Raw genomic sequence first — 26,221 nt, 5'->3', positions numbered from 1 at the left:
TCGAAGCGCCGAGGCCAGTGTGGGTCCAGCAATTGCCCCTGAGTCACTCCCAACGGCCGTTGCACTGCTGTATGCACCAGCCGTTCGGTCGGAACAACCAGTTTCCCCAGTGGCCACGCAATTGCCGCGACGATCATCTGGACGATGGTCGGCCTCGAGTTCGACGGGAGCCTAGCGTCACGCAGGGAGCCAGAAACCAGCCGGCAGTGGCGACTGGCTGGTGCTGCGATACTGATTACGCTCGTCTCGGTTTCCCGAGTCGGCGTTGGCGTTCATTATCCGATCGACGTGATCGCTGGCGTGATAGTCGGTGTCTGCTATCTGGCCGTGCTACTGCCGATTCGAACCGTAGCCGAGAGCCACCGCGATCACGCTGGAGCTAGCGTGACGTTCGCTGCTGGAAGCGGGCTTGCACTCTTGGCTATCCGCGCCAGCGGCCAGCCAGACACAGCAGCGTTGTTTGGTGGCTGTGTTGGGGCGTTCTCGTCTGGCAGTACGCACGGCCGCCTCGAGAGCCGTGGCCGGTGACGGTTCGAATCGGCGTTCAGGCAGCCCTGGGACTGAGTGCACTCGCAGCTGTCGCGCTCGTCTTCCTCGTCGTCGACACGACACTCGTCTGGCTGGCTATCGGATTCGCGGGCGGAGTACTCGTCGTTGGACTCCCACGGCTGGTCGGCCAAACGGCTGTCACACCGTCACAGTCAGAGATGACGACCAGTCGCTCGTGAGGTCGTCATATAAGTGCTGGTGACAGTCTCGAGTTTAGTCAGCAACCGAATCAAAACACGGCCAAAAACGGGGTAGACAGCGGTAGCGACCAGATCAGAACGTCTCGAGGTAGCGATCGAGTTCCCAATCGGAGACGTCGATGAGGTACTCCTCGAACTCCTGGCGTTTGGCTTCGACGAACTTCGAGGTGATGTGGTCGCCGAGCGCGCCGGAGATTGCGTCGTCTTCCTCGAGGGCGTCGACGGCTTCGCCGAGGTTCGATGGCAGCGTCTCGATGCCGTGTTCGTCGCGTTTGGCTTCGTCGAACTCGTAGATGTTGTCCCGGACTGGGTCCGGTGCCTCGAGATCCTGTTCGATGCCGTCGAGACCGGCGTGGATCATGACGGCGATGGCGAGGTAGGGGTTACACGAGGGGTCGGGCGAGCGAAGTTCGATACGCGAGGCCGCAGGCACGCGAGCGGCCGGTTTACGGATCAGCGCCGAGCGGTTGCGGTCGGACCAGGCGACGTAGACGGGTGCTTCATACCCTGGCACGAGGCGTTTGTAGCTGTTGACCGTTGGATTCGCAACTGCGGTGATCGCGGGGGCGTGTTCGAGAATGCCCGCGAGGAACGACTTGGCAGTGGCGCTCAGGTCGAACTCGTCGTCGCCGTCGTGGAAGGCGTTCTCGCCGTCCTCGGTAAACAGCGAAATATGGGTGTGCATCCCCGAGCCGTTGATCTCCGGGATCGGTTTCGGCATGAACGTCGCGTGGTAATCGTGCTGGGCTGCGATCGCACGGACGACGGTGCGGAACGTGCCGACGTTGTCAGCCGTCGTCAACGCATCGTCGTACTCGAAGTTGATCTCGTGTTGGCCCTCAGCGACCTCGTGGTGGCTGGCCTCGACTTCGAAGCCCATGTTCTCGAGGCCGTAGATAATGTCACGGCGCACGTCGCTTGCGAGGTCTTTCGGTGCGAGGTCGAAGTAGCCGCCAGCGTCGTTCGTTTTCGTCGTTGCACGACCCTCTTCGTCTTCCTCGAACAGGAAGAACTCGGGTTCGGGGGCCGCGTTGACCGTATACCCCATCTCGTGGGCGCGGTCGAGTGCCTGCTTAAGCACATACCGTGGGTCGCCCTCGAAGGGGTCGCCCGTGGAGGTGTTGTAGACGTCACAGATCATCCGGGCAGAGCAACCGTCATCACGGTTTCGCCACGGAAGCACGGCAAACGTGTCTGGATCGGGCACGAGTCGCATGTCCGATTCTTGGATACGTACAAAACCCTCGATCGAAGAGCCATCGAAGTAAATTCCGTCGGTAAACGCTTTCTCGGCCTGTCGGGCCGGCACCGAGACGTTCTTGACCGTCCCCAAAATATCCGTAAACTGCAGTCGAAGGAAGTCGATATCTTTCTCGTCAATCTCGTCGAGTACGGCCTGCTCGGTCTCAGTGATGTTTCCGCTTGTCATCTTTCTCGTCGTGCTATCCAAGTAACTCCGCTACTAAAACCCTACTGCTCCAAGCAAATCTTCTCTCCACCGCTTGAAACTGTATATTCGTAAAGTTCTAAAGGCTACAGTGAGAGGTTGGATGTGATGACGTACGAAAATCTCGATGCAAAATTAGTGAATGCACTTCTGGGCGATGGCCGGGCGAGTCTTCGCAGCCTCGCCGAGGAGCTTGACGTCTCTGTGACGACCGTTTCGAATCATCTCTCTGACCTCGAGGAAGAGGGCGTAATCGAGGGCTACACACCGCGGGTAAATTACGACGCTGTCGGCTACGACGTCACTGCTGTCATCCAGCTCCAGGTCGAAGGGAACGCGCTGCCCGACATCACTGATACGTTGCGCGACCACCGCCAGATGATCAGCGTCTACGAGGTTACTGGTGACTACGACGTCATCGCCATCGGCAAGTTCAAAGACACCGATGGGATGAACGACCAGATCAAACAGCTGCTGACCGACCCCGACATCAAAGCCTCGAACACGAGCGTCGTTCTCAACGCTGTCTCCGAGAACGAGCAGTTCGAACTCGACATCGACGACACCTGAGCCGACCGTTCAGCTGAACGTACTGACCGTCTTCTCGACCATCACTACCAGCCAACAGACAGCCGTCATCGCCTCGAGAGCTATCTGAGATACAACACTAACACGCCGAGGACGAGCAACAGCAGCCCCCACCACAGCGAATCGCCGGGCAGTAGTTTCAAGCCGAGTGTGACGACACCGGAGGAAAACAGTGACCAACCGATGGTTGTTCGATATGCCATAGTCGTCCTCCACCAGCCGGCCCCATAGTTCGTTTGCCTGTCAGGATTCGTGTCAGTCAGCACGTCGAAGGTATGCGGAACGCCGGCGGACTCACTCCAGTTGAGCCACGACTCGGCGCTCGAGGTCGGTCCGCAAAAAACGTCGTGATGATCGTCGACGGTACACGGTGGAACAACAGCGTGGGGTGGATGTAGTAGGCGTTAGCCGAACTTACATCATGCCGCCCATGCCGCCGCCCATGCCGCCCATGCCGCCGGGTGCGCCGCCTTCTTGCTCTTCGCCCTTGTCGGTCGACAGGTCACCAGCAGAAATGATGTCGTCGATTTTGAGGACGAGGTTCGCGGCTTCGGACGCAGACGTGACAGCCTGCTCTTTGGCGTGGGCTGGTTCGACGACACCGGCGTCGAAGGTGTTCTCGACGTCGCCCGAGAACACGTTCAGTCCAGCCTGGACCTCGCCGTCGTCGTGGGCTGCACGCAGGTCGACGAGCGTGTCGATGGAGTCGAGTCCAGCGTTCTCTGCGAGCACGCGTGGGACGAGCTCGAGCGAGTCGGCGAAGGCCTCGACGGCGAGCTGCTCGCGCCCGGAGACGGAGTCAGCGTAGTCGCGAAGGCGCGAGGCGAGTTCGACTTCGATTGCGCCGCCGCCGGCCAGCACGCGGCCGTCGGAGACGGTCTGTGCGACGACGTCGAGTGCGTCGTTGACACCGCGCTCGAGTTCGTCGACGACGTGCTCGGTCGAACCGCGAAGCAGGAGCGTAACGCCGTGAGCGTCGTCGCCTTCGACGTAGAACAGTTCGTCCTCGTCGTCGCGGGTAACGTCACCGAAGCCGAGGTCGTCCTCGGTTGCACTCTCGAGGTCGGAGACGATCGACGCGCCGACGACTTCCGAGAGGAACTCGAGGTCGGACTTCTTGGCACGGCGGACGGCGAGGATGCCTTCTTTGGCGAGGTAGTGCTGGGCGAGATCGTCGATGCCTTTCTGACAGAAGACGACGTCAGCGTCGAGGTCAGCGATCGTGTCGACTTTGTCACGGAGCTGTTTCTCCTCGCGGTCGAGGAACTTCTGGAGCTGGTCAGGGTCGGTAACGGAGACTTCGGTGTCGACGTCAGTCTCTTCGACCTCGATTGCCTCGTTCAGCAGCAGAATGTCAGCGTCCTCGGCTTCGGTCGGCATGTTGTCGTGGACAGGGTCTTTGTCCACGATGCCGCCCACGAGCAGATCAGACTCGCCGACGGCGCGGCCAGTCTGGGTCTCGATGTTGAGATACTCGAGGTCGACGACGTTGTTGCCGTCTGCGTCTTCGACAGTAACCTGCCCAACAGCGTCGACGATGAGCTGGGCGAGGTGTTCCTTGTTGACTTCAGTTCCCTTGCCGGTCATCGACGTCTCAGCCGTCTTGCGGATGAGTTCCTCGTCGTCGGTGTCGATGTCGCTTGCGATGTCGTCGATCTCCTCACGGGCCTGCTCGCTTGCCATGTGGAAGCCCTTGATGATCGCCGTTGGGTGGATATCCTGCTCGAGAAGATCCTCGGCGTTTTTGAGAAGTTCGCCGGCAATCGCGACGGCGGTCGTGGTGCCGTCCCCAGCTTCGTCCTCCTGGGTTTCGGCGACTTCGATGATCATCTCGGCCGTTGGGTTGTCGATGTCCATCTCCTGGAGGATGGTGACGCCGTCGTTGGTGATCGTTACCGATCCCATCGAGTCGACGAGCATCTTGTCCATGCCTTTCGGACCCAGTGTCGACCGTACAGCTTCGGCGACTGCACGGGCCGCACTGATGTTGTAATCCTGCGCGTCCTTGTCCTTGACGCGCTGGGAATCCTCGCTCATCACGATCATCGGCTGTCCCTGCTGCATTCGCTGGCTCATAGTCAGCTGATTCATTGATTGTCCTTCTACATAAAGATTGTGTTATCTGGCATTCGCGACAGAGTGCATGTTCCGATCAGACACCACCGAAACCACCGTACTGCGGCCCGGCGTCGTACTAACTGTGATGTGTGTTAACAGCCATCTACAGAGATGATAGAATGAGATAATCCGCCATATTTAAGAGTGGCTGGAATTGTGGTCACCGCTCAACCGGGTCGACCAGCGAGGGCACATCCGTCGACGGATCGTTGACCGCCCGTGAGACGGGATATGCACGCATCTCATCGGCGGGATGTGGCTCGAGTAGCGTCCGTGGCTCGTCGGCCGTCAGCCACTCGCGTTCGTGTTCAGGCTCGAGAATCGCTGCCATCCGATGGTGGAGCTCCGAGACGAGGTCGTTCGGTTCCGTGGTAACGATCGTAAACGTCTCGAGCGGGCCGTCATCAGCGTCGGTCGTCGCAATCCCGCCACCGAACGCCTCGAGGCCAGTCTGGGTCGTCTCGGCGTCGGACTCCCAGCGCTCCCACAACCCCGCCATCGCGAACGGACGGTCGTCTTCGAACGCGACCCTGTAGGGCTGTTTCCGCCCATCGGTTTCGACCCATTCATAGAAGCCGTCCGCCAGCACCAGACACCTGCGCTGGGCGTATGCGTCTCGAAAGCTCGGTTTCTCGTCGATCGTCTCCGCCCGTGCGTTGATGAGTCCACCGCTGTCGTCGTCGGCCCACGACGGCACCAGCCCCCACTCGAGTTGCCGAATCGTCCCGGGGTCGTCGCCCGTGATCACCGGCAGCTGCTGTCCCGGCGCCATGTTGTATCGAGGCAGCGCGACAGTCTCCGGAGCTTCGAATCGGCTGTCGAAACGCGCCTCGAGATCCGCCGGCTTGACCATTAGCGTGTAGCGACCACACATACTGAACCATCAGTGGTCTCCGGATAAACCGTTGTCCGCTCGATCTCAGCCCAGTGATCGCTCGCCACAGGGCCCGCTTCACACTCGAGCGGACGGTCTCTGCCGGATAGTATGGGGTCCATACTCTCGGAAAACTCGAGCGTAAGCGCCCTGTTACGATATCCGATCCCACCGGAGCACTCGATGGGGTCACAATGACGGATCAGTACGAACTGGTGGTGTGTCAAAGCGGCAAGCTAGAGCTTCGAGATCCGGACGACCCCAACTGCTGGATTACGACCGACTCGCCGGCCGAAATCGAGCGATAACCGTCTCGCCTCCACGGGACCGCTCATTCACAGCATCATTTTTCGCGGCCGAATCCGTAACCGTCTCAGCAACTTGTCTTAGCGGTTGAGCATACAAACACACTGCTAATTAGGTTGAAAGTGGCAAAAACGCCAGGACTGGGATTTGAACCCAGAATCCCGAAAGGGAACACGCTTTCCAGGCGTGCGCCTTACCGTTCGGCCATCCTGGCCTATCTGTTCATAACCACGTCGGTCGTTTAACTCTTACTTTTATCGTCGCCGCCGTGTGACGCGGTTTCATCCATCGCCCGGCGGGCCGACCACACGGCGAGCCGGTGCTCGAGGACGTACGCACTACCCGCCGTCATACCGCCGACGAGACCGGCAACGGCGACGCCCTGACCGATCGAGACGAGTGGCTCGACGACCAGCGCGTAGCCTTGGACGAGCACGAGAAAGGCCATGAACCCGACAGCGCCCCACAACAGTGCGGAGAGCGTCCGTCGAGAGAGCCCGGCGACAGTCGTTGACATCCGTTACTCGAGCGAGGCAATGGCCTCGATTTCGATGCCGACGCCTTTGGGGAGGGCAGCGACTTCGATGGCGCTTCGGGCCGGTGGTTCGTCGTCAAAGTAGTCGGCATAGGTTTCGTTCATCGCGTCGAAGTCGTCGATGTCGTCGAGGAAGACGGTGACCTTGAGGACGTCTTCCGGCGTCGCCCCGGCTTCATCGAGGACGGCATCGAGGTTGTAAAGCGCCTGTTCGGTCTGGGCCTCGATCGGTTCGTCGTCGAGCAGTTCACCGTCGGCCGTCAGTGGGATCTGGCCAGCGGTGAACACCAGCGAGTCGTCAGTTGTCGCCTGACTGTAGGCACCGACCGCAGCGGGGGCGTCGTCGGTCTGAATGATCCGTTTCATATCCCAGTTCTCGGGCTGATCGGCCTTAAAACGAGGCGAAACGCTATGCGAGGATATCGACTTCGTAGCCGGCGCCACGGAGATCAGAAAGAAAGGCATCGACGTGATCGGGACCGCGCATCTCGAGTTCGATCTCGACTTCGGTGTCGCTCATCTCGACGTCACGGGAGGTCCGGTCGTGGTGGATCGCGTAGATGTTTGCCTGATGGGCGGTGAAGATGTCGAGCAAGTCCTCGAGCGCGCCAGGGCGATCTTTCAACACCGTCCGGATCTTGAGATACCGCCCGGTCTCGACGAGGCCACGGACGATGACGTTCGTCAGCGTGTTGAGATCGATGTTGCCGCCACAGAGCGCTGCAACGATCGTCTCGTCGTCAGCGTAGTCGAACTGCTCGAAGAGGACCGCCGCAAGCGGCACCGCACCAGCTCCCTCGACGAGGGTCTTCGAACGCTCGAGGAGATAGACCAGTGCGACGGCGATCTCGGAATCCGAGACGGTGACGACCTCGTCGACGTACCGCTGGATGTAGGGGAACGTCTGCTCGCCGACGCTCCGGGTGGCGATCCCATCCGCGATGGTGTCGACACCCTCGAGCGAGACGCGTTCGCCCTTCTCGAGGGAGGTTGCAGCACTCGAGGCACCCTCAGCCTGGACACCGATGACGCGCGTGTCGGGTTTTTGCTCTTTGATTGCGGTTGCGATTCCGCTGATGAGGCCGCCGCCACCGATGGGGACGACGACGGTCTCGACGTCGGGACAGTCTTCGAGGATCTCGAGGCCGATCGTTCCCTGCCCAGCCATGATATCTTCGTCGTCGAAGGCGTGGACATAGGTTCGGTCTTCCTCACGTTCGATCTCGTGAGCGCGCTCGGCGGCTTCGTTGTAGTCTCGGCCAGAGAGGACGACTTCGGCCCCGTAGTTTCTCGTCGCTTTGACCTTCGAAATCGGTGCGTGTTCGGGCATCACGATCTTCGAATCGACACCGGAGCGCGTGGCTGCGAGCGCGACACCCTGGGCGTGGTTCCCCGCACTCGCGGTGACAACGCCCGCGTCCTTTTGCTCCGCTGAGAGTGTTGCAATCCGGTTCGTTGCGCCGCGAATCTTGAACGCACCCGTTCGCTGGAAGTTCTCCAGTTTCAAGTGGACGTCAGCCCCAGTCATCGCGGAATACGTGTGGGCGTGTTCGAGCGGTGTATGTCGAGAGGTCTCTCGGACCCGCTCGTGCGCCTCGAGAATGTCGGCAAGTTCGAGCATACGGTCGACTACTCGGCAGGTATTGTAAGACTGTCGGGGACTGGTTAGCCAGTCGTCCCAGCCCGCAGACCAAGTCCCCCAACAGGAATGTGCTGCCAGATCGGCAACACGACAGGGAATACAGGAATGCACGGCGTGTGACGTGCGAGTGTAGAACGGACCGCGTGGCATATAAAGCTCATGGCTCCGCGGTGAAAGTGAAATCGCAATACAGAGCGGCCGAAACGAGGCTGTCAGACATGTGGCAGACGACCGTCATTCGGTAGTTCGTATCGCAGTCTCCGTTCGGTCGAGATACGATCGAACGGACGCACGGAACGACGGACCGTCGGGCCACGGCGCGTCGAGATCAACACCGAGTCGCTCCGGGTCGCCGACGTAGGTCCAGACCGGCTGCTGATCGATCTGGGACACGGCAACCCGCGTGTACAACCCGCGATCGACACCTTCGTACTGATCGAGTCGCTCGAGCGCTGTCTCGTCAACGACCAGCAGTCGTCCCTCGACGCTCCCACCCGGTGCGAGCGTTGGATAGTGTCCATCGACGCGATGAACGCCCTCGAGGACGGCCGTACTACCGAACTCGTACTCGCCGGGACCATCCTCGAGCAGTGTTGCGGTCTGGTCGGGATCGGTCAGCGTTCCATAGACGAAGACACGCATACGAAACTGTTCGGACTCCACTGCCTTGCTCGTGCTGGTTACACTGCCAGACAACAGTCAGTAACCATCCGACCACGTCTCAGGGGTCGTCGTCTTCGGCGACGACCGTTCGCGTGTGATCGGTGCGTGAATCGTGTTGTCCAGCAGTATCAGCTTAGCAGTGGGACGGTTGGCCAAGCGAGACACGCACAACGAACGGGAAGTCGATGATGAAGACAGCAGACAAAAAGAGGGCTCAGTCGGGACCTGTCGTTATCGCTCTTCGAGCGGGACGAACTCCTTGTCCTGGGGACCAGTGTATCGTGCGCGCGGGCGAATGAGCCGGTTATCCTCCTGGTACTCGAGGACGTGGCCGACCCAACCGCCAGCGCGGCTCATCGCGAAGATTGGAGTGTACATATCGATCGGGATGCCAAGCTGGTAGTAGACCGAGCCCGAATAAAAGTCGACGTTCGGGGCGATTCCTTTCTCACCCAGCCCTTTCTCCTCCGTGAGGTACTGTTCGATCGTCGTGGTGTAGTTGTACCACTTGTCCTCACCGTTCTCGGCGAGTTCCTTGCTGCGTTCCTGAAGGATCTTTGCCCGTGGGTCTTTGACGTCGTAGACGCGGTGGCCAAAGCCGGGGATACGTCGTCCCTCTTCGGTCGCCTGTTCGACCCACGCACGGTGATCGAGGTCGCTTTCGTCGATCTCTTTTAAGACCTCCATAACGTCCTGATTTGCGCCGCCGTGGAGTGGGCCCGAAAGCGCGCTGACACCGCCAGAGACGGCGCTGTAGATGTCGGCCATCGTCGAGCCGATCACCATCGACGTAAACGTCGAAGCGTTCAAGCCGTGGTCTGCGTGCAAGATCAGCGCCTGGTCGAACGTTTCGGCGTGGACATCGCTCGGTTCCTCGCCAGTCAGCATGTACAAGAAGTTCGCTGCAAGCCCCAGCTCAGGGTGTGGGTCGAGCGGCTCTTCGCCGAGCCGGTAGCGCTCGAACGCCGCAAGTGCGGTCGGGATCTTGGCGGTGATGCGTCGCCCCTTTCGGAGTGACGCCTCGAGGTCTTCGGGATCTGCATCGCGCTCGGGTTCGGAAGCCGAGAACATCGAAACCGCAGTCCGGAGTGCGGCCATCGGCTGCTCGTCAGCTTCCGCGAGCTGTTCCATCGTCGTGAGAACGGCATCGCTGACGTCGCGTTCCTCGTTGAGCGCTTCAGTGAACGCCTCGAGTTCGTCCTCGTTTGGCAGGTGGCCATGCCAGAGGAGATAGACGACTTCCTCGTAGCTTGCGCCACGGGCGAGATCTTCGATCGTATAGCCGCGATAGATCAGCCGACCTTCGCTGCCGTCGATCGAGCTGAGTCCGGACTCTGCAACAAGGACTCCCTCCAATCCCTTCTTGAGATCGTCAACCATACTCGGCATTTCGCACCCCGATGGAAAAGTATTGTCGTTTGTTCGCTGTCACGCCCGAACACGTGCGATGTCGCCGTTTCGTTGCGTTGATTCGAAAACTGAACAGGAAGCACCGGCCGTGAAGTCGACATGCGTCCACTGTTTGATCTCCGGGGTGTATTATTTTACATTATTTTTCGAGGAGGGCATTCAACAGCTTGGTCTGTGCAGCAGCCAAATGCTCAGTAAACGTCGAGCGAGCGATGTCGAGTTCCTCAGCAACGTCTGTCGCGTTTGCCCCTTTTGGATACTCGAAATAGCCCAGTTCGTGGGCCGTTTCGAGGATCTCGCGCTGGCGCGTCGTCAACAGTTCCCGGTCGACGATGACAGGATCTGTCGACTCGTCATCGTGGTCCTGCGTGAGATCCTCGACGAGGACGCCGTCGAACTGGGTTCGGAGGTCGCCGACGATGTCGGAGACCACATCGAGCTCGAGCGTCCGAAACGTCAACAGCAGCGAGCCGTTCTGTGCGCGAACGGCGGAGATCGGTGTTCCGGTCTGCTCGACGATTTCACACGCACACCCAGCGCCAGCATCGCGTTCGAACCGATAGATGTCTTCGCGCTCGTTCGTCTGGATCGGCGTCAACTCGGCCTCGGTGCCTGCGTCGATCGCCTCCGGCGACGACCCATCAGCAACACCAAACTCTTCCACAACGGTCTCGCCCGTCGACGTGCTCGAGCGCGTGACAGATGTGATCGGCTCGTCGGTGGTCGAAGAGGCGTCTGCAATCGGACAGTCCATCGGGTCGTCGACGACGACTGTCGCTCGAAAACCACTCATATGAGGTGCTATGTCCTCGTTTATAATAAGCCGACGTTGGAATTCCCGGCCGGTGAAAACACACCGGCCAGACACGAGGAGACTGTCCTCAAACTCGAGGAACGCAGACCGGGTGACAGTACAGTGACCAACCAGCGCATTTGGTCGACTGAGTGTCGGGTCAGGCCCGTTGGCCTAGCTTTTCACGGCTGATTCGGACGCCAGTCGGCGTAATGATCATCTGATCATCGCCTTTCCGGACGATATCGCCGTCGACCTCGTGGGCAACCTGTCTGAGTTCGTCGATGATGTGTTCGACGGTGCTGTCCTCGGTTCGCAGTCGCGTGATGTCGGCGATAACGATGTCGCCGTCGTAGACTGCGTCTTTGATGTCGATAGCATCGGCTTGACCGCTGACCTCGGCGATATGGACCTGCATCGCCGCGTCAGCCGAACTCGCCGATACGTCGTCGAGATTCAGTTCGACGTAATCCTCGGCTGTCCGCGACTGACTGCCGCCGAGAATTTTGCTCATAAATCCCATTGGCGTAACCCACCGCCGCCGTCAGTATAGTTCTTACGTCAGACAATGTCTTGTGTCCCGATACTGATCGCTGGAACGAACGACCTGAGCGGATCGGGAGGAAAGTGACAACGCTGTCCGTTCGGCAGCGAACACGCCGCCGTCGCGACGCAGAGTCTCGTCAACACCGACCTCGGCGAACACGGCCTCGAGTACATCGCGGATGACTTCGCCGTCGACGACGCCCTCGAGGCGGATTTGCTCGCGGAAGCCGACGGGTGACTACCCGGCGAACTCGTAGAGATCGTCGCCGACGTGGTGAAGCGACTCGACGACTTTGCCCTCGTCGCCGACCATATCCGACCCCTCGACGCGGGCGCGGCCGACGGCAAGTACCTTGCCGTGGGTTTCCTCGGCGATGACGACCAGATCGTCGGGCGAGATGTCATCGGTGGCCGCCGTGATCCCCGGCCGCATCACGTCCGCGCCGTCGCTGACGAACGAGATCGCGCCGGAATCGACCGTCACCAGCTGCTTTTCGGGCTCGTAGACGTTGGCCCCGCGAACCGTCAGGAACGGCTCATCGTCGAAGTAGGCGACCTGTGGCTCGCCGTCGATAAGGATGACTTCCCAGTCGGTGTTCTCGAATTCGACACGCTCGTAGGCATCACCGTCAGGTGAGACGCCAAGTTGCTCCTCGAGCGTGGTCTCTACGTCCGAGACGGCGTCACTCCGGAGGTGGTGTCGGGACTTAACCTGCATACTCGCCCTTCCGCCCGTGTGCATTTAATAGATTAGATTCTGCGTCAAGTCGAGCGAGGGTCCGAAGTGATCTCGAGTGGACCGTCGACCAACAACCAGCCGTTGACCGTCGGCGAACCCTCACTGCGAGCGAACCGGGGCAGCGTATTCGTCGCCTCGAGTAGACACCCACGTATGGTACGGACGCTCGGCGGTCCGGAGACGGACCGAATGGAGGGGCTGAGCGACGGCGTGTTCGCCATCGTGCTCACGCTGCTGGTGTTGCAGTTCGAGGTGCCGGACGTCTCCGCCTCGGAGCTGCCGGCGGCGGTGGCCGACCAGGAGACGCTGCTCGTCAGCTACCTCCTGAGTTTCGTCGTCGTCGGACTCTACTGGAACATCCACCACAACCACTTTCGGTACATCGAGGCCCACGATCGGATTCTGCTGTGGCTGAATCTGCTATTCTTGCTCTCGATATCGTTTCTCCCCTATCCGACGGAGCTGCTGGGAACCTACGGAACGCAGTTCGCCTGGACGCTGTACTCGATCAACTTCGTCTTCGTCGGCGTGCTCATCACCGCAGTCTGGACCTATGCGGCTCGAGCCGACTTTACGGCCGACGAGATCAGCGACGGAGCCGCGCGTCTGATCACGATTCGAGGGCTGATCTCGCCGGCCGTCTTCGCCCTCTCGGTTGTCGTCGCCACCGTAAGCCTCTCCGTGGCGTACTTCATCCCGATACTGATCGCGCCGGCTCAGATGGTCTGGAACCGGTACTATCAACGAGAAATCGACGACTCGGACGAGGAGAAGAAGAGACGGAATCGGAGCGAGCGAGAACTGGACTGATCCCGGTGAGCAACCGACTCCCGCCGATCGTCGGGAACGGGCAAACCACTATGATTCCGGGGCTGGTAGCTCGCCAGAGCAGAACTGATGGCCACCGAGTACGTCTTTATCAGCGACCTCCACATGGGCGGCGACGAGCAGCTCACGACGCTCGATTTCGAGGTCGAACTCCTCGACTTTCTCGCGGATCTCGAAGAGCGCGGCGGCGACGTCGAACTGATTATCAACGGCGACGCCTTCGGATTGTGGGAGTACGCCGAAGTGACGGGACCGGCGAAACTCGAGCGCGTGATCGCGGATCATCCGCGAGTGTTCGAGCAACTCCGCGCGACCGGTGCGGAGATCGATATCACGCTTATTCCGGGCAACCACGACTACGATCTCGCCTGCTACCCTGCACACGTCGATCGACTCGCAGAGTTCAACGTCGCGCTCGAGCCCGAAATCGCGATCACCCGCGAAGTCGGCGACGGGGAGATCTGGATCGAACACGGCCAGCAACACGACGCGAACAACCGGCTGCCCGACTGGGGCAACCCCGACGCGCTCCCGGTCGGCTACTTCGTCGTCCAGCGGATCGTCGATACGGCTGGCCGCTACTCGGGACGAGCCAGCGGCGACTGGCTGCGCGACATCCAGTCGGTGGCCCCGATGGAGGAGATCCCGCGCTGGCTCCTCTCGAACTACTTTTACCGGGAGATGAGTCCGTACCTGCGGGCGATCATCGTCCCGCTGCTGTTATTCTTCAACATCACGCTCGTCTACCTCTTCGGGACCGTTCTCGAGGTCGCGGGGATCCTCCCGGCACGACTGTTCACCGACAATCTCGTTGTCCACGCGCTCGGCATCGCCGATATCGTCCTCGAGATCATCGTCACGATCAACCTCGTGATCATCGCCGTCCTCCTGTTGCTCGCGGTCCCGCTGTGGTTCTTCAGACACGATCTCAGGCACACGCTCGAGCGCTTCGGCGTCGCACTTTCGGGGATTCGCGTCGGACAGGGCGACGAGCCGTTCCTGAACGCGGCCCAGGAAACGCTCGAGGCGAACCGCGACGTCTGCGTCTACGTCTACGGTCACACCCACCGCGCGTCGCTGGCGAAGTGGGGCGACCGGGTCGTCGTCAACACGGGCACCTGGCTGAAGAAACTCCAACACGTCGAGACGCGGTTCTCGCGGCTGCCGGGCGTCTACGTGCCTTCGTTCCAGCTGAACTACGTCCGAATCTTCGCCGAGGGGGATCGGATCGTCGTCGAGTACGAGGAGATCGATACCGACAAGCCTCGAGATCTCACGCGCTTCCAGCGACTGATCGCGCGTCGTCCGCCGCCGAAAGAGCCGATTCCCGCGCGAACGGTGATCGATCCGGACGGGCCGCTCGAGGTGCCCGACGCTGACACAGACCTCGACAGCAAACGCGAACGACCATCCGTTCCCGACGGTGGAGACGGCGAATAGCGTGCAGTCGGCCGCGATCACAGCCGATTCACGCGACGAGACCGACACCAGGTGACGAGACCGATTCACGCGACGAACGAGAGACCGACGCACCGGCTCACTGTCCTGCCGAAAGCCGGTGTACTGGAAACACCCCAGTCCGACGACTGATCGGTCGCCCGGACAGTCGTCTCGGCGAAGACGTGTGAGAATTGCTAAGTAATAGCACAGAGTCGGTGAAGACATGTGGCTCTCCCGGACCCACACTGAGACGGTTACATGTCTCGCCTGCGGCGAGCAGGTGTCCCGGTCGAAGGCGCGCGAGTACGACAAACACGGCGACCGCTGGGACCGCGACGACAAGTCGTTCGAACATCTCTGTAAATCCTGTTACGACGGCCTCTGTCACTACCCGCGGGACGAACTCGAGGGATTGCTGGTCGAACTCGAAGCGGGCGAAGCGACACGGGAACGCTTTCTCTCGAGCTATCTCGAGACCGTCGAGGAACGGTACGGAACGCTTGAAGAGGAGTCCTGACCCCGTCGACCGTGTGTCGGTTTCGAGGCGTCGCGACCGGCAGATGACTGTGCCGGCCGTCCCGACACGACTTTTACGCTTTCGTTCGTACCCCTCCGTATGAGTGACGACGCACAGGCCGAAGCCGGTACGGCCGAAGGGCAGGGCCCTGTCGAGATCAGCGAGGACCTCGCACGACATCTGGAGAACAAACGCGAAGAACTGTTCGAGAAACTCGAGATTCGTGGTGAGTTTCCCGCGGCCGTCCTCGAGGAAGCCGAGGCGCGAACCGAGGGCGTCGAGGCGGAGATTCAAGAGGAACTCGACGAACGCAAAGACCTGCGGGACCTGACGACGTGGACGACGGACCCGATCGACGCACAGGACTTCGACGACGCGCTCTCGATCGAAGAACGCGAGGACGAGTACGTGCTCTGGGTCCACATCGCCGACGTGACCCACTACGTCAACCCCGAGACGGCGATGTGGGACGAAGCCGTCGAGCGCGGAAACACAGTCTATCTGCCGGGCTATACGATCCACATGCTCCCGCCCGTGCTGGCCGAGACGGTCTGTTCACTGGTTCCCAACGAGGACCGACTGGCTCACACAGTCGAGATGCACCTCGACAAGGAGCATCTCTCCTACGAGACCATCGACATCTACAAGTCGGTCATCGAATCCGACGAGCGACTCACCTACTCCCAGGCCGAGAATCGCCTCGAAGATCCCGACGCGCCGCTGCACGAGGAGAACAAACTGGTGCATGAGGTCGCCGACCGGATGCACGAACAGCGCAAAGAGGACGGGTCGCTCGTCTTGAATCCCGCTCGAGACCGCGCCCACACGATCATCGAGGAGTGTATGCTCAAGGCCAACAAGGCCGTCACGCACGAACTGATGTGGAACCGTGGCGTCGAGGCGATGTACCGGGTCCACCCACAGCCAAGCCCCGACGAGTGGTCCGAAGCGCTTCGAGAGATCCAGGACTTAGACGGTGTCTCCATCCCCGGCGACACGTGGGACGACCCGCGAAAGGCCGTCAACGCGACACTCGAGGACGCTCCCGGTCGCCAACTCGACAAGATCCAGTGGGCGGTGATGAAAGTGATGCCCCGCGCGAAGTACATGAACGATCCGTTCGGCGGCCACCACGCGCTGAATTTCGAGATCTACGGCCACTTCACGAGCCCGATTCGCCGGCTTAGCGACCTGATCAACCACTGGATCGTCTACCAGAACGACGTCCCGGAGAACCTCATCGAACTCTGTGATCGGGCCAGCGACAAACAGAAAGACGCCGAGCAGTGCGAACGCGAGTACAAGAACTTCCTGCAGGAGGTCGGCCTCGATCCGATGGCAGTCAACAACCGCGGGATCGAAGTCGTCGACGACGACAAAGCGGAGAAAACGCTGTAAGCAGCGGCGCTGCCCATCGGCTCGATCGTCCCCGATCGAATTTCGAGCCAGTGTGTGGCTCATCGCCGAACTGCCCGAACTGCTCCGAGTCGCTGCGCCGTTCTATGGGCGAGTTCAGAGCGACTTCTCGTAGACGCGTTCCTCGAGGCCGTCGGCCAGATCCGTCTCTCGCGTCGCGACGTGTTCGAACCCCGCAGCTTCGTAGAACGAAATCCCCCGCTCGTTGTCGACGAGGACAGCCAGTCGCAGTCGCTCGAACGTGTCGTCGAGATCCGCCTCGAGACGCTCGAGTAACGCTGTACCAACGCCCTCGCCCCACACGTCCGGTCGGACGTAGAGTCGAGTCAGATACCCCACCGTAGTGTCTTCCGGCCACGGGACGACCTGTGCAAATCCATAGCAGTCGTCCGCGAACCCGTCGCCGGCAGCGTCAGCGCCCTCGGCGACGAGAAACGCGATGTCAGCGCGGCCGCTCGCGTCGCTGATCGACGACTCGAGGTCGCCGATCGCGTACCACTCGTCGACGATGTCGTCGACGCGGTCGGCACCGAGGAGGTCGTCGTACGCGGCGTGCCAACTCTGGCGCGCGGTCGCGTGGACGGCCCAGATATCGTCAGTGGTTGCCTGCCGGACCACTCGAGTCACAGACAGCAGTATCACCTCGGGAGGGAAAAGTGCGTGGCCGGCCGTTGAGTTTCTATACGGCACGGTGTCATTGTGCCAGAGAGGGTCAGTCAAGCGTCTCCTCAAGCCCGGAGATCGCATTGGATGTGGTGAGGGTTCAGTAGCTGTAACTGATACGTTTGAAACAAAACCCAAGACTGTTGTACGATGTTGGCTTCGAGTTGTACCGTCATTACAGATGGCGGCTGCAGAAGAGAGACCGGCCAGGTCGAATCTCGCAGCCGACTCACTCGATGTCGATGTGGTGGCCGTGGTCGTCACGGTCGTCGTCAACGATCGGCAAGTGTACCTCGAGAACGCCGTTGTGGTAGCTGGCGGTGATCTCGTCGGTGACGACCGCGTTCGGGACGGGGACCTGACGACTGATCCGACGCGAGCGGACGGATCAATACGCGTCAGAGCCCTTCTCGACGTCGGTCTGGGCGCGAATCGACAGCAGTCCGTCGTGGAACGTGAGGTCGATGTCGTCCTTCTCGAACCCCGGCAGGTCCATCACATAGACGTAGCGGTCGCCCTCGTCTTCGAGGGTTGCCGTCGTCTCCCCAGCGTACATCGAAGGCATCATTTCGCGTTCGGCCCCGCTCTCGAGGGCAGGTTCGAGGCCAGGGGTTGCAAACTCGGACAGCCAGGCCGATCGGAGCTGATCGAAGGTGCGGTCCATCTCACGGAACATGCGGTTCATCTCGTCAAAGGATCTCATAGATAATCGGAGAACAGTTAGGCGTCCCACAATAATAACGGTTTCTAGACGTATGCTGACACAGTTATTAACGAGATAGCGTGAAAAGCATCGATTCCGGACTTTCGGCAGTCGCGGTCGGAACTCGGCAGTATAGTAACAGCTGAAACTGTTTGCACACTGATCGCACAGCTGTCGTGCGATCAGGTACGCACTGACTTCCAATGGCTACGATAGCTTACCGGACGCGTGCGCCGACGGCGGCGAGCAGCGCACCGATTGCGACGGCAATGCCGAAGCCGGGCACACTGTCGCTTTCGCTGCTGTCAGCACCGTCCTCGGTGTCGCCCTGGATCGCCACCTCGCGCTCCGAGAAGTGGTCCACTGCGACGAGTACGTCGGCAGCTGCGGATGCCTCGCTCGAGTGGGTCACCATGTAGCGCGGCTCCTCGCCGATCCCGCCCTCGAGGTCGCTGTACGAATCGGCTTCGACGGCAGCCTCGCCGTCGACGGTCACCGCGAGGTCGTCGGCACTGCCAACGGCCTCGAGTGCGGCCTCTGAGACGCTGACGATGACGACCGTCCCCTCGTGCTGGGCGCGTTCGACGGCCATCTCAAGGCGATCGTCGGCCTCGTCATGGGTCTCGACGGCGACGTCCTGTCCGTAGGTTGCGACGTCTGCAACGCGGTCGCCGTCACGGTCGTCGGCGTAGACTTCGGCGGTCGCCGTTCCGTTGGCAATCAGCCGTTCCTGTTCGACGGCGTTGTCGTTGCGCTCGCCGTCGTCGTACGAGCGAAAGACCAGCGTCGACTCGCTCTCGAGGTCGGCTGCGACGTCGCCGTTGTCAGTGACGGCAACTGCGCCGTCGCCGGCCACGAGGAGGACGCCGGTTCGGTCGCCGCTCTCGACGTGGACGCGGTCGCCCTCATCGCTGCCTTCGGCGGTACTCTCCTCGGAGAGGTTCAGCTGGACGTACTGGGCGTCTTCGCCGGCGTTGACCGTCAGGATACCGCGGTCGGTGTCGTGGGCCGACAGCGACGCCGATCCCTCGGTGGCGATCTCAGCCCGCGTCTCGGTCTGAGCTGCGATCTCGAGACCGATTCCGGAGAGGTTCGTTACGGCCGAGAGACCGACGTCAGCACCGATCCCGGTCTGGCTGTGATGGGCACTCTGGGATTCGACGGTGACGTTCTCGAACACCGGCTGGCCGCCGACGCGGTAGTCGACGACGGCGTTGCTCGAGGTGTCGAATTCGACGTGGGTGCCAGCGTATCCGTCGGCCTGTGCATCCGTCGTCGCCATCGGTTCGGCGGGCTGTGACGCGCCCACAGCCCCGCCAGCGGCGGCGATCGAGAGGGTCACCGTCGTGACGAGCACTGCAAGGAAGACAGCTACAGTTCGGGTCATCGTACCCGGGACATTCGAGTGGCTTATAAAGTAGATTCTGACAAAACCGTCCAAACGTCCGAACACACATCCGGTTTTGGCTGCGGAAAACGAGAGACGACGCCCGCGAAATCAGCCTGTAGCGGCCGAATCGAGCGTGAGGTAGGCAAGCGTGTCGCCGCGCTCGAGTTCCGCGTCTTTCTCGAGGACGATCTCGTCGACGCTCCCGCTCGTCGGGGCAGCGACCTCGACATCGATCTTCTCGACCTGAAACTCACAGAGCAGGTCGCCCTCAGCGACCTGACTGCCCTCGCTGACGTACCACTCGAGGACGAGCCCCTCCTCTTGGTCCGCGTCGGCAGGCCAGAAGTCGGCCGAATCGAGCGCCACGCGCGATCCATCGTCGCTCATGACTGGGTATTCCGAATCGCGTCTTCGATGTCGTCGCTGTCAGGGATCACTCTGTTCTCGAGCGGGCGCGCGTACGGCAGTGGGACGTCCGGGACAGCGAGCCGTTCGACCGCCTCAAGGGCGTTCGGCTCGGCCTCGACGACACGAGAAATAACCTCTCCGGTGAGACCGAACGAGCGGTAGTCTTCGTCGACGACGACGAGTCGCCCGGTCTTTCGGACAGACTCGAGGACCGTTGTCTCGTCCAGTGGCACGAGCGTCCGGAGGTCGATCACCTCGACGTCGATGCCGTCGTCGGTGAGTTTCGCTGCGGCCTCGAGCGCGCGATGGACGTGCAAGCCGAGCGTGACGACGGTGACGTCGGCCCCCTCGCGCTTGACGTCGGCCTGTCCGAACGGGATGGTGTACGGCTCCTCGGGAACGGCGGTTTTCGGGCCGTCGGGGGCCGGCATCCAGCCGATCCCCATCAGGCGCTTGTGGAACATGTAGACAACCGGGTCGTCGTCTCGGATGGCGTTGTGCATCAGCCCCTTGGCGTCGTAGGCCGTCGAGGGGACGACGACTTTCATTCCCGGCAAGTGGGCGAAGGTGCCGTACAGCGTCTGGGAGTGTTGGGCTGCGTCGCTGTACGTGCCGCCGACGGCCGTCGTCAGGACCATCGGGACGCTCACGTTCGCCCCGCTCATGTAGGTGTTTTTGGCCATCTGGTTGTAGAGCTGGTCCATACAGACGCCGAAGAAGTCGACGAACATCAACTCGGCAATCGGCCGCATCCCCTCCTGTGCGGCCCCGACCGCCGCGCCGATGTACGCCGTCTCGCTGATCGGGACGTCCATGATCCGATCGTGGCCGAACTCGGAGAGGAGGCCGTCCGTCGAGTCGAAGATGCCGCCGTAGTCGGCGACGTCCTCGCCCATGTAGAACACCTCGTCGTTGTCTCGCATCTCGGTCGCGATGGCCTCGACCATCGCCGTGCTCATCGTCGCCTGTCGCCCCTCGTCGTCGCTCATCGGTCCGCACCTCCGTTGCCGGCGAACTCGGGCGTCGGGTCCTCGTCCGTTACACCCGACGGCGGGTTCGAGAACACGTCCTCGAGGGCGGCCCCGGGCTCCGGTTCGGGCTGATCTTTGGCCCATTCGATCGCATCGTCGACGCGTGCGTGGGCGTCCTCGCGGATCGTCTCCCGTTCGTCTTCGTCGACGCCGGCGGCCTCGAGGTCGGCCGCCAGTCGCTCGATGGAATCTCGTTCTTGATGGCGCTGTTGGTCCGCCTCCGGTCGATACGTCTCCGGATCGCCCATGAAATGACCCATCCGGCGGTGGACCTGTACGGACATGAGCGTCGGCCCGTTGCCGTCTCGAGCGCGCCCGACCGCTTCGGCGGCGGCCTCGTAGACCGCGGTCGCGTCGTCGTGGTCGATCCGAACCCCCGGCATGTCGAATCCGGCAGCGCGTTTTGAGCCGTCCTGTGGGACGCTGATCCGCCCTTTGGGCATGCTGATCGCCCAGTCGTTGTCCTCGACGACGAAGATTACCGGGAGGTCGTGCAGGCTCGCGAGGTTGAGCGACTCGAGGAAGGCTCCCTGACTGATCGCGCCTTCGCCGAGATAGGCGACTGCGACGCTGGATTCGTTGCGCTTCATGGCGGCCAGCGCCGCGCCGACGGCGGGCGGACAGCCCTGTGCGATGATGCCGCTGCAGGCGAAGTTGACGTCGGGGTCAAAGAGGTGCATATGCCCGCCTTTGCCGGCGCTAAGCCCCGTCTCGCGGCCGAAAATCTCTGCGGTCATCCGTTTCAGGTCGACGCCTTTCGCGATGGCGATGTGGTGTGGTCGGTGCGGTGCCGTGACGGTATCCTCGTCGGTCAGATGTGCACAGACGCCGGCCGCGGCTGCCTCGTGGCCCGCCGCGAGGTGGAGTTCGCCTGGAATCGGTCCGGCGCTGATGTCAAATCCGGGGGTCTTCCCCTCCATATACTCCTCTTGCAGGCGCTCCTCGTAGTATCGCGCCGTTACCATATCCTCGTACATCGACCGGAGCTGTGTGGTGGTGACAGTCCCCATGATCCGTCCGCATACACCCCATCGGCTAGTATAACGTTGTTCACCAGCCTCACAGCCTGACAGTCACGTCCCGGTGATGGAGCCAGCAATACGCCGGTGGCGGAGTCGACAGTTCGCTCGAGTCGAGGGCGGTAACTGCTAGAAATTAGCATGGGTTCACACACTTCCCAACGGAGCAGGTCACAGATGTGATGAAATCGCTGTGACCGATACAGAGCATAGATGCAGCACAGCAGCATCGCTTGTTTCCCACGTTAATCTACGAACCAAACATTCAATCGACTTGTAAAAGCATCAGTCACTCGTTAAGAAAGAGTAGGTAATATACCAGCATCATTCCAAGAAACGCACCACCGAACACAACAAACCCAACGGCTGTTCCAAGATATCCTCCACCAAAGATAGTGCCAGCCGCGTTTGCAAGCCATCCTGCGATAACGAGTGTCAGTAGCAAGTACGCGATATTTGCTAACCAACGCAGCGACGCTAAGAGATTTTCAATTAGCACTTGTTTCGAGATATCCATAAACTAGTCTACAACTCTACAAAATATGTTTATTCTGGTTCCAAACTGTACTGCCGATCATATCTCACAAATCAATCTAAAGTCCGTACCACACTCGCGCTGTCTATGCGTCCGTCGAAGCGACGAGAACAGCGCTTTTGGACGCCGAGCGACGAAAACGAGTCGGTCGGGCACCCTGCCTGCGGTCGTCAGCGGGAAACCGCCGTCCCGCCCTCGGCGATGACTGCGTCAACTTCGTCTTTGGTAACCAGCGCGACGTCGCCGGGGATCGTCCGTTTGAGTGCCGCCGTCGCCGCGGCGTACTCGAGGGCAGTCGGGATGTCCTCGCCGTGGAGTCGGCGGGCGATGAACGCGCCGGTAAAGGCGTCGCCGGTACCGATCTGTGAAACGGTCTCGGTTTCGTAGACGTCCTGTTCGTGGACGACTCCGTCATGCCAGCCGACAGCGCCGTCTGCGCCGCAGGTGACGACGACGGTCGTAAAGTTATGCTGGGAGCCGAGTTTGTGGGCGAGCTGGCGCGGGTCACCCTCGAATCCGAGGACGTTCTGGGCGTCGCGGGCAGCGATCACGAGGACGTCGATTCCCGGGAACAGCTTCGTCATCGTCTGCTCGGCCTCCTCGGGCGACCAGAGCTTGCGCCGGTAGTTGAAGTCGAACGCGGTCGTCGTCCCGCCCTGTTTGGCCGCTTTGAGCATGTTCATCGTCGTCTCTCGGAGCGTCGAGGAGAGCGCAGGCGTGATGCCGGTCGTAAAGAAGACGCGGGCGTCCTGTATCCGGTCGATATCGAACTCGCGAGCTTCTGCAGTCGTGATCGCGGCGTTCTCCCGGTCGTAGACGACGTTCGTCCCGCGGGGCTTGCCCCCCCGCTCGAGGTAGTACGTTCCCTGTCGGCCGCGGTGGCTCCAGACGACGTCAGTCTCGATTCCGTACTGGCGGAGCTCGCCGACGGCGCGTCGGCCAAGCGGCGTCTCCGGCACTTTCGAGAGCCAGGTCGCCGTCGCGCCGAGTCGATCCGCGGCGATCGCAACGTTGCTCTCTGCACCCGCTGCGCGGACCTCGAACTCGACCGTGGTCTCGAGGCGCTCGTTGTCCGGCGGCGACAGGCGAAGCATCGTCTCCCCGAAGGTGACGAGATCGCTCACGGCTCGGCCCTCCGAACGTATCGGTCGATGCGATGTGCGTCGGTCATACTCGGACCAACGAACGGCTATCGTATAAGTTATGACGTTATGTTGGTTTCCTAGAGTGTCTGCGAGGAGCTGGCGCGTCAGCAGACGCCTCGAGCGCCCGCCTACGCGTCGACCGTCGATTCGACCGTCACCAGCGCTGTCTCGTTCGGCGTGTCATCGACGTCGACCACTGCGCCAAACGCCTCGAGGAGCGCACAGCTCGTGGCGACGTGGTCCGAGACTGCGGGCACGCGCAGTTGGCCACCCTCGAGGGCGAGAAAGACGAGTAACTGATCAGCCAGATGGCGGTCGACCGGCGACGCTGGCTCGTCCGCCGCCTCGAGGAATCGGTTCGCGGCGTTTGCGGCGTCTTCGCCGACGCGTTCGGCCGGCGTGCCCCGTTCGCCGAGCGCTGAAAACCCCGCAATCCCTGTCCCATGATCGAGCCGAAGGACGATCGCAGAGCCCGGAGAGGGACTCGTCACGGTCGCCTCGCGGCGTTCACTGCATTCGAGGCCACGCTCCTCGAGTGCGAGGCGCTCGAGTGCGCCCTCGGCCTGTCTGTGAGCGACGTCGCGGTCGGCGAGCGAGGCCGATTCGACCGAATACAGTCGGGCGTCCTCGAGCGGTCCCCGTTCCACGAGGTCGATCGATCCGAGGCTCGAGGGGGCGAGATGCAGCGTCGCCCGGCCGCCGCCATCGGGGTAGAATCCACGCCGATCGACATCGCAGGCGGCGGTGAGCCCAACCCGTCGGAGCAACGGGAGTTTGACGTGGCGGAAATAGTCGAGTGGGGGCGACCATTTGACGTCCGTCCCGCCAGTGACGGTCACCGAAAGCTGTGAGTCGAGCACCGACGTGAGCGGCAGGAGAGTATCGAACAACAGCGTCATGCTGCCGGCGGTGCCAATATCGACGGCGTACTCCCCACCCGGGAGCTGGCCACGATCCTGCCCGTTCCAGCCCGTCGCTCCCGCAGTCGCCTCGAGAGCAGGATCGAACGTGACTGTCTCCGCGCCGAGTTCCGCCCCCGAAACCTCGGCGTCACAGAGTTCGGCCATCGTCTCGAGGACGGCCAAGTGCTGGTGAGCGAGGCCGGGATTCGGTCGGTTCCCGCGGATGTGCTCGATTCGAACGGGTTCGTTTTCCAGTACCGACAGGGTCAGCGCGGTCCGGACGAACTGTCCGCCCGCCTCCGACCCGTCGAGTTCGCGTACGGCAGTCATAGCAGCCGATACGGTCTCGAGTGCCCTACCGTTGGTGGTGTGGCTGGTTCCACGGCGGCGTCGGTTCCCAGCGTGCCGCTTGGCCAAGTTTTTCACTCCGTCAGCGGAGACTGTCACCGAATGCGACTGTGGGCGGATCCACTCAGACGGCGGTGGCTCCTCTGGGCGACGCTCGGCGTCGTCTTTCTGCTCGTCAATATGAATCGGCTCTCCTCGGCAGTCCTCGCCGAGGAACTCATGGGCGCGTTCGAGACGACGGGCGCACAACTGGGGACACTGCACGCGATCTTTTTCTGGGTGTACGCCATCATGCAGATCCCGACGGGGATCCTCGCCGACCGAATCGGACCACGACGAACGGCGACGGCCGGTGTGGCGGTGATGAACGTCGGCGTGGTCTGGTTTGCGTTCGCCGACAGCTATCTCACCGCCATCGTGGCCCGCGGCCTCGTCGGCCTCGGCGGCAGCGTGATCTTCGTTTGCATTCTTCGGTTCTGTGCGAACTGGTATCGCGCCGACGAGTTCGCAACGATGAACGGTCTCACCTTCGCGTTCTCCGGGTTTGGTGGTGTCCTCGCGACCACACCGCTTGCGATACTCGTCGACAGCGCAGGCTGGCGAACGGCGATCGGTGGCTTTGGCGTGGTCGGCCTGCTGTTTACTGTCGTCGTCTTCGCGCTCGTACGCGACACGCCGACACAAGCCGGCTTCGACCCGCTCGAGGGGGTTCCGGGACAGTCGACACTGACGAACGCACAGCTCAAGACGTCGCTTTCGGACATCCTTCGAGATCCGTTGGTCTGGGTCGTCAGCGTCATGCTGTTTTGTGTTACCGGCGTGAACCTCACCCTGTTCGGACTCTGGGGGGTCCCCTACATCGTCCAGATATACGACGTCTCGGTCACGTACGCCTCCGTGTTCACCCTGTTTGGCAGCGTCGGCATCATGATCGGCCCGCCGGCGATCGGCTGGCTCTCCGATCGACTCGAACGGCGGGTTGAGTTGATCGTCGTCGGTGGGGGCCTGTTTACGGGCAGTCTGGGCATCATCGCCGTCTTTGGCGACCCACCGCTGCCGGTCGTTGGTCTCGTGTACTTTCTCAGTGGCCTGTTGATGGGATCGTTCCTGCTTGCGTATGCGACCGTCAAGGACCGCCACCCAGCCAATGCAAGCGGGCTCTCGACGGGAACGATCAACGGCGCGAGCTTTTTCGGGGCAGCGACTCTTCCGACAGCGATGGGGTGGGCACTCGATGACTACTGGGCCGGAGACCTCGTCGGCGGCACCCGAGTCTACACCGAAATCGGCTACCAGCTCGCGTTTGCTATTGCGACAGCCGCTGGCGCGATTGCGTTTCTCTGTGCGATCTGGCTCTATCGCCACGAACAGCGCTGATGGTCCTGGAGACGAGGACGTGGGGGAGAGTGTGTCCCGTTCGAACGGGGGCACTCTCGAACAGTTCGAATCGGCGCGTCACATCGACG

General features: G+C 61.5%; 30 protein-coding genes, 1 tRNA gene and 1 pseudogene. 9 read left to right on the top strand and 23 right to left on the bottom strand.

Going from position 1 to position 26,221, the window contains the following annotated elements; genetic code table 11:
* Positions 1-120: 120 nt before the first annotated feature.
* Together DV706_RS22060 and DV706_RS22055 are read left to right on the top strand one after the other, a co-directional pair.
* Entirely contained in the window at positions 121-528 is a 408-nt protein-coding gene (locus DV706_RS22060; RefSeq protein ID WP_338043265.1) for a phosphatase PAP2 family protein, read from the top strand.
* A complete protein-coding gene (locus tag DV706_RS22055; protein ID WP_006064803.1) occupies positions 525-728 on the top strand; it encodes a hypothetical protein in 204 nt (67 codons plus the stop codon). Before DV706_RS22060 ends, DV706_RS22055 begins: the two co-directional genes overlap by 4 nt.
* A 94-nt stretch (positions 729-822) precedes the next feature.
* On the opposite strand, the gene glnA is transcribed toward DV706_RS22055, so the two are convergent.
* Positions 823-2,178: a type I glutamate--ammonia ligase gene (gene glnA, locus DV706_RS09755; protein ID WP_006064804.1), complete on the bottom strand. Its 1,356-nt coding sequence runs from the start codon at positions 2,176-2,178 to the stop codon at positions 823-825.
* A 126-nt stretch (positions 2,179-2,304) separates the two neighbouring features.
* Here glnA and lrp point away from each other — a divergent pair, with 126 nt between their 5' ends.
* Positions 2,305-2,766, top strand: a complete 462-nt coding sequence (lrp, locus tag DV706_RS09750; RefSeq protein WP_006064805.1) for an HTH-type transcriptional regulator Lrp — start codon at positions 2,305-2,307, stop codon at positions 2,764-2,766.
* Between the two features lie 80 nt (positions 2,767-2,846).
* Here lrp and DV706_RS21740 read toward each other — a convergent pair whose 3' ends face one another.
* From DV706_RS21740 to DV706_RS09700, 11 genes are all read right to left on the bottom strand, one after another.
* The gene (locus DV706_RS21740) at positions 2,847-2,987 is read right to left on the bottom strand and encodes a hypothetical protein (RefSeq protein WP_006064806.1); all 141 of its coding nucleotides are present in this window, start codon (positions 2,985-2,987) and stop codon (positions 2,847-2,849) included.
* A 211-nt stretch (positions 2,988-3,198) separates the two neighbouring features.
* Complete coding sequence (gene thsB, locus DV706_RS09745; protein ID WP_193787977.1) at positions 3,199-4,848, bottom strand: thermosome subunit beta; 1,650 nt, start codon at positions 4,846-4,848, stop codon at positions 3,199-3,201.
* A gap of 214 nt (positions 4,849-5,062) precedes the next feature.
* Positions 5,063-5,776 (bottom strand): SOS response-associated peptidase, encoded by a 714-nt coding sequence (locus tag DV706_RS09740; RefSeq protein WP_049889637.1) that lies wholly within the window; start codon positions 5,774-5,776, stop codon positions 5,063-5,065.
* Positions 5,777-6,214: 438 nt separating this feature from the next.
* Positions 6,215-6,296, bottom strand: a tRNA-Ser gene (locus tag DV706_RS09735).
* A 27-nt stretch (positions 6,297-6,323) separates the two neighbouring features.
* Positions 6,324-6,599, bottom strand: coding sequence for a hypothetical protein (locus DV706_RS09730; RefSeq protein ID WP_006064810.1), 276 nt, complete (start codon positions 6,597-6,599; stop codon positions 6,324-6,326).
* Positions 6,600-6,602: 3 nt separating this feature from the next.
* Entirely contained in the window at positions 6,603-6,983 is a 381-nt protein-coding gene (locus DV706_RS09725) for a Rid family detoxifying hydrolase (protein ID WP_006064811.1), read from the bottom strand.
* Between the two features lie 43 nt (positions 6,984-7,026).
* Entirely contained in the window at positions 7,027-8,238 is a 1,212-nt protein-coding gene (gene ilvA, locus DV706_RS09720; protein ID WP_136350854.1) for a threonine ammonia-lyase, read from the bottom strand.
* Positions 8,239-8,493: 255 nt separating this feature from the next.
* The gene (locus tag DV706_RS09715; protein ID WP_049889658.1) at positions 8,494-8,901 is read right to left on the bottom strand and encodes a gamma-glutamylcyclotransferase family protein; all 408 of its coding nucleotides are present in this window, start codon (positions 8,899-8,901) and stop codon (positions 8,494-8,496) included.
* A 252-nt stretch (positions 8,902-9,153) separates the two neighbouring features.
* Positions 9,154-10,302 carry a citrate synthase gene (gene citZ / locus DV706_RS09710; protein ID WP_006064813.1) on the bottom strand — a complete coding sequence of 383 codons (1,149 nt, stop codon included), beginning with the start codon at positions 10,300-10,302 and terminating at the stop codon, positions 9,154-9,156.
* 169 nt (positions 10,303-10,471) lie between these two features.
* Positions 10,472-11,125, bottom strand: a complete 654-nt coding sequence (locus DV706_RS09705) for a helix-turn-helix domain-containing protein (protein WP_006064814.1) — start codon at positions 11,123-11,125, stop codon at positions 10,472-10,474.
* Positions 11,126-11,285: 160 nt separating this feature from the next.
* A complete protein-coding gene (locus DV706_RS09700) occupies positions 11,286-11,648 on the bottom strand; it encodes a cell division protein SepF (RefSeq protein ID WP_006064815.1) in 363 nt (120 codons plus the stop codon).
* A 168-nt stretch (positions 11,649-11,816) separates the two neighbouring features.
* Here DV706_RS09700 and DV706_RS22490 point away from each other — a divergent pair.
* A pseudogene (locus DV706_RS22490) lies at positions 11,817-11,909 on the top strand (DUF1028 domain-containing protein); the annotation flags it as partial.
* On the opposite strand, the gene DV706_RS09690 reads toward DV706_RS22490, so the two are convergent.
* A complete protein-coding gene (locus DV706_RS09690) occupies positions 11,910-12,389 on the bottom strand; it encodes an RNA-binding protein (protein ID WP_006064816.1) in 480 nt (159 codons plus the stop codon).
* 174 nt (positions 12,390-12,563) lie between these two features.
* Between DV706_RS09690 and DV706_RS09685 the strand changes: the two genes are divergently transcribed.
* The 4 genes from DV706_RS09685 to DV706_RS09670 all read left to right on the top strand — a co-directional run bounded on the left by DV706_RS09685 (position 12,564) and on the right by DV706_RS09670 (position 16,593).
* Positions 12,564-13,220: a TMEM175 family protein gene (locus DV706_RS09685; RefSeq protein ID WP_049889659.1), complete on the top strand. Its 657-nt coding sequence runs from the start codon at positions 12,564-12,566 to the stop codon at positions 13,218-13,220.
* Positions 13,221-13,307: 87 nt separating this feature from the next.
* Positions 13,308-14,678 carry a metallophosphoesterase gene (locus DV706_RS09680; protein ID WP_006064818.1) on the top strand — a complete coding sequence of 457 codons (1,371 nt, stop codon included), beginning with the start codon at positions 13,308-13,310 and terminating at the stop codon, positions 14,676-14,678.
* Positions 14,679-14,901: 223 nt separating this feature from the next.
* Positions 14,902-15,195, top strand: coding sequence for a DUF7562 family protein (locus DV706_RS09675; RefSeq protein ID WP_006064819.1), 294 nt, complete (start codon positions 14,902-14,904; stop codon positions 15,193-15,195).
* Positions 15,196-15,294: 99 nt separating this feature from the next.
* Positions 15,295-16,593, top strand: coding sequence for an RNB domain-containing ribonuclease (locus tag DV706_RS09670; RefSeq protein WP_006064820.1), 1,299 nt, complete (start codon positions 15,295-15,297; stop codon positions 16,591-16,593).
* Between the two features lie 114 nt (positions 16,594-16,707).
* Here DV706_RS09670 and DV706_RS09665 read toward each other — a convergent pair whose 3' ends face one another.
* The 10 genes from DV706_RS09665 to rtcA all read right to left on the bottom strand — a co-directional run bounded on the left by DV706_RS09665 (position 16,708) and on the right by rtcA (position 24,737).
* Positions 16,708-17,238, bottom strand: a complete 531-nt coding sequence (locus DV706_RS09665; RefSeq protein WP_006064821.1) for a GNAT family N-acetyltransferase — start codon at positions 17,236-17,238, stop codon at positions 16,708-16,710.
* Positions 17,239-17,503: 265 nt separating this feature from the next.
* Entirely contained in the window at positions 17,504-17,599 is a 96-nt protein-coding gene (locus tag DV706_RS22485) for a hypothetical protein (RefSeq protein WP_394349166.1), read from the bottom strand.
* Positions 17,600-17,662: 63 nt separating this feature from the next.
* On the bottom strand, positions 17,663-17,977 hold the full coding sequence (locus DV706_RS22480; protein ID WP_394295347.1) for an Hsp20/alpha crystallin family protein: 315 nt from the start codon (positions 17,975-17,977) through the stop codon (positions 17,663-17,665).
* A 217-nt stretch (positions 17,978-18,194) separates the two neighbouring features.
* Positions 18,195-19,364: a hypothetical protein gene (locus DV706_RS09655; RefSeq protein ID WP_136350853.1), complete on the bottom strand. Its 1,170-nt coding sequence runs from the start codon at positions 19,362-19,364 to the stop codon at positions 18,195-18,197.
* Positions 19,365-19,475: 111 nt separating this feature from the next.
* On the bottom strand, positions 19,476-19,754 hold the full coding sequence (locus tag DV706_RS09650; protein ID WP_006064823.1) for a lipoyl domain-containing protein: 279 nt from the start codon (positions 19,752-19,754) through the stop codon (positions 19,476-19,478).
* Positions 19,751-20,764: an alpha-ketoacid dehydrogenase subunit beta gene (locus tag DV706_RS09645; RefSeq protein WP_006064824.1), complete on the bottom strand. Its 1,014-nt coding sequence runs from the start codon at positions 20,762-20,764 to the stop codon at positions 19,751-19,753. Before DV706_RS09645 ends, DV706_RS09650 begins: the two co-directional genes overlap by 4 nt.
* On the bottom strand, positions 20,761-21,816 hold the full coding sequence (locus tag DV706_RS09640; RefSeq protein ID WP_006064825.1) for a thiamine pyrophosphate-dependent dehydrogenase E1 component subunit alpha: 1,056 nt from the start codon (positions 21,814-21,816) through the stop codon (positions 20,761-20,763). Before DV706_RS09640 ends, DV706_RS09645 begins: the two co-directional genes overlap by 4 nt.
* Positions 21,817-22,114: 298 nt before the next feature.
* Positions 22,115-22,342 carry a hypothetical protein gene (locus tag DV706_RS09635; protein ID WP_006064826.1) on the bottom strand — a complete coding sequence of 76 codons (228 nt, stop codon included), beginning with the start codon at positions 22,340-22,342 and terminating at the stop codon, positions 22,115-22,117.
* Between the two features lie 188 nt (positions 22,343-22,530).
* Positions 22,531-23,484: a bifunctional 2-dehydro-3-deoxygluconokinase/2-dehydro-3-deoxygalactonokinase gene (gene kdgK1 / locus DV706_RS09630; protein WP_006064827.1), complete on the bottom strand. Its 954-nt coding sequence runs from the start codon at positions 23,482-23,484 to the stop codon at positions 22,531-22,533.
* Between the two features lie 149 nt (positions 23,485-23,633).
* Positions 23,634-24,737, bottom strand: a complete 1,104-nt coding sequence (gene rtcA, locus DV706_RS09625) for an RNA 3'-terminal phosphate cyclase (protein WP_006064828.1) — start codon at positions 24,735-24,737, stop codon at positions 23,634-23,636.
* Positions 24,738-24,857: 120 nt separating this feature from the next.
* Between rtcA and DV706_RS09620 the strand changes: the two genes are divergently transcribed.
* Positions 24,858-26,132: an MFS transporter gene (locus tag DV706_RS09620; protein ID WP_006064829.1), complete on the top strand. Its 1,275-nt coding sequence runs from the start codon at positions 24,858-24,860 to the stop codon at positions 26,130-26,132.
* Positions 26,133-26,221 lie beyond the last annotated feature (89 nt).

The sequence above is a fragment of the Natronorubrum bangense genome (assembly GCF_004799645.1).
Lineage (GTDB): Archaea > Halobacteriota > Halobacteria > Halobacteriales > Natrialbaceae > Natronorubrum > Natronorubrum bangense.
This window is presented reverse-complemented; position numbering and strand designations above follow the sequence as displayed.